Annotated in this window: 2 protein-coding genes; one reads left to right on the top strand and one right to left on the bottom strand. The window is 46.9% G+C overall.

Annotated features, from left to right (window positions below; translation table 11 throughout):
• Positions 1-1104: NAD(P)H-quinone oxidoreductase subunit H (locus H6S82_RS27730; protein WP_191057067.1), on the bottom strand; the 1104-nt coding region annotated here is incomplete at its 3' end.
• A 134-nt stretch (positions 1105-1238) separates the two neighbouring features.
• Between H6S82_RS27730 and H6S82_RS27725 the strand changes: the two genes are divergently transcribed.
• A partial coding sequence (locus H6S82_RS27725; protein ID WP_191057066.1) for a M48 family metallopeptidase occupies positions 1239-2708 on the top strand: 1470 nt, incomplete at its 3' end.

Below are 2708 nucleotides of genomic sequence, written 5' to 3'. Positions count from 1 at the left end.
GTGCGGAAAAACTTGCAGATTGTTGAAATCCGCCGGACGAATTTTCCAACGCCAAGGGAACACATTATCATCGCCAATCAAATAAATTCCCAACTCGCCTTTACCGCTTTCCACACGAGCGTAAATTTCGCCCTTGGGAATCTTGAAAGTAGGGGCAATCTTCTTAGCGATGTACTGGTAATCAAAACCGCCCCACTCAGATTTTGGCCCTTCTGCCAACCGCTTGGCTTCCAAATTCTCGTATGGCCCACCAGGCAATCCCTTAATCGCTTGGCGAATAATCTTCACCGACTCGCGCATTTCGCGAATCCGCACCAAATAACGGGCGAAACAATCACCGGCAGTTTCCCACTGCACTTCCCAGTCGAAATCGTCGTAGCACTCGTAGTGGTCAACTTTCCGCAAATCCCACTTCACCCCAGAAGCGCGTAGCATTGGGCCAGAAAGCGCCCAGTTAATCGCTTCTTCGCGACTAATCGTGCCGATACCCTCCGTCCGCCGCCGGAAAATCGGATTATCCGTGATCAAGCGTTCGTACTCGTCAACTTTGGGCACCATATAATCGCAGAAGTCTTCGCACTTGTCAACCCAACCGTAGGGCAAATCTGCGGCGACTCCGCCGATGCGGAAGTAGTTATTGTTCACCAAGCGATAACCTGTAGCAGCTTCCCACAGGTCGTAAATCATTTCCCGTTCCCGGAAGATGTAGAAAAACGGAGTTTGAGCGCCAACGTCAGCCAAAAATGGGCCAAGCCACAGCAAGTGATTGGCAATCCGATTCAGTTCCAGCATAATGACGCGGATATAGCTAGCGCGTTTGGGAACTGGGATATCGGCTAACTTTTCCGGTGCGTTGACGGTGACAGCTTCGTTGAACATCCCTGCTGCGTAGTCCCACCGACTCACGTAGGGAACGTACATGACATTGGTGCGGTTCTCGGCAATTTTTTCCATGCCGCGATGCAGGTAGCCAATGACTGGCTCGCAATCTATCACATCTTCACCGTCTAGGGTGACAATTAACCGCAGTACTCCGTGCATGGAGGGATGGTGAGGCCCCATGTTGAGTACCATCGGTTCGGTTCTGGTTTCAATTCTTGCCATAGAACAGCAATTTTAATTTTTGTTGCGTTCCTACAATTATATTGGTTTGAGCGTTTGCCATTACGTTAAGACAGACATGAGTATGGATAGCAAATTTCTTGGCTAATCATCAGCTATCGTAGGCATTTAGTTAAATGACAGAAGAACAATTCGACGCCCTCATCCAAAGTTTGCAGAAATACGCTCGTCAAAACCCGACTAACTACAAGTTTCGGGTCGGTTTGTTGGCTGCACTTGGGTACGGCTACATTTTCTTTGTCTTTGTATTGCTGTGCGGGATATTTTGGATCGCGACAAAAACGCTGGTGTTCAGTATTGTAATCGCAGTTGGGATGGCGCGATCGCTCAGCTTGAGTTTCCCCAAACCCAAAGGCGTGGAAATCGCCCGCAGCGAACTGCCCCAACTATTTGCCGTCATCGACGAACTGACAACCGCGCTACAGGCTCCCCAATTTCACCATATCATTTTGGATAACCAACTCAACGCGGGTGTTCTGCAAGTACCCCGTTTCGGCTTTTTCGGTTGGTATCGCAATTATTTGTTTTTGGGACTTCCATTAATGCAGTCCCTTTCCCCAGCAGAGTTTCGCGCCGTTGTTGCCCACGAATTGGGACATTTATCTGGCAATCACAGTCGTTTTGCCGGTTGGATATATCGACTTCGCAATATTTGGTATCAATTCGGAGAAGGATTGCAGGCAAATGGGCAAGGCGGATCTATATTATTTGGTGGTTTTTTTAAATGGTATGCGCCTTTTTTCCGCGCTTATTCGTTTGTCTTGGCACGCGCTCATGAATACGAAGCCGATCGCTGTGCCGCAGAACTGGCTGGAACCCATAACGCTGCCCAAGCACTAATTAATCTTGACATAAAAGACGATTACTTGAGAAAGTATTTTTGGCAAAATATTTTCAAACAAGCGATCGATCTCTCGACACCTCCCGACACCACGATTACCAACTTAGTGCAGCAGTTACGAAATGATGTATCTTCAGAAGATGCAGCTGTTTGGTTAGATCTCGCCCTAGCGCAAAAAACCAACAACGAAGATACCCATCCTTGTTTGTTCGATCGCCTTTCTGCATTTGGTTATCTTCCCAAAGGATATCAGTTACCTTTACCAGCATCTGTGGAGAAAACTGCCGCCGAAGATTTCCTGAGAGAAGCGTTGCCAAATTATATCGCTCGCTTAGATAGGGAATGGCAAAATGAAATATCGCCAATTTGGAAACAGCTACACGAAAAGGCGCAACTGCGATCGCAAAATCTACAAAATTTAGAAAATTTGGCTCAAAATCAATCCCTAACTATCGAACAAAAAAGGAAACGCGCTCAACTAACTGCTGAATTTAAAGGAAACGCAGCTGCTATACCCCTCTACCGAGAAGTTCTCACCCAACAACCCCAGCATTCGATCGCTAATTTCGAGTTAGGACAGATATTAATAGAAGAGAAAGATCCTGTCGGTATCCGTCATATGGAAATTGCGATCGCACAAGACCCCGAACTTTTAATCCCAGGTAGTCGCCTAATTTTCGGTTTCTTAAAACGGCAAGGCAAAAACGCAGAAGCCAAAATTTATCTGGAACAAATCGAGCAAAAT

Source organism: Planktothrix sp. FACHB-1355, assembly GCF_014748295.1.
Classification (GTDB): domain Bacteria; phylum Cyanobacteriota; class Cyanobacteriia; order Cyanobacteriales; family Aerosakkonemataceae; genus Aerosakkonema; species Aerosakkonema funiforme_A.
This window is presented reverse-complemented; position numbering and strand designations above follow the sequence as displayed.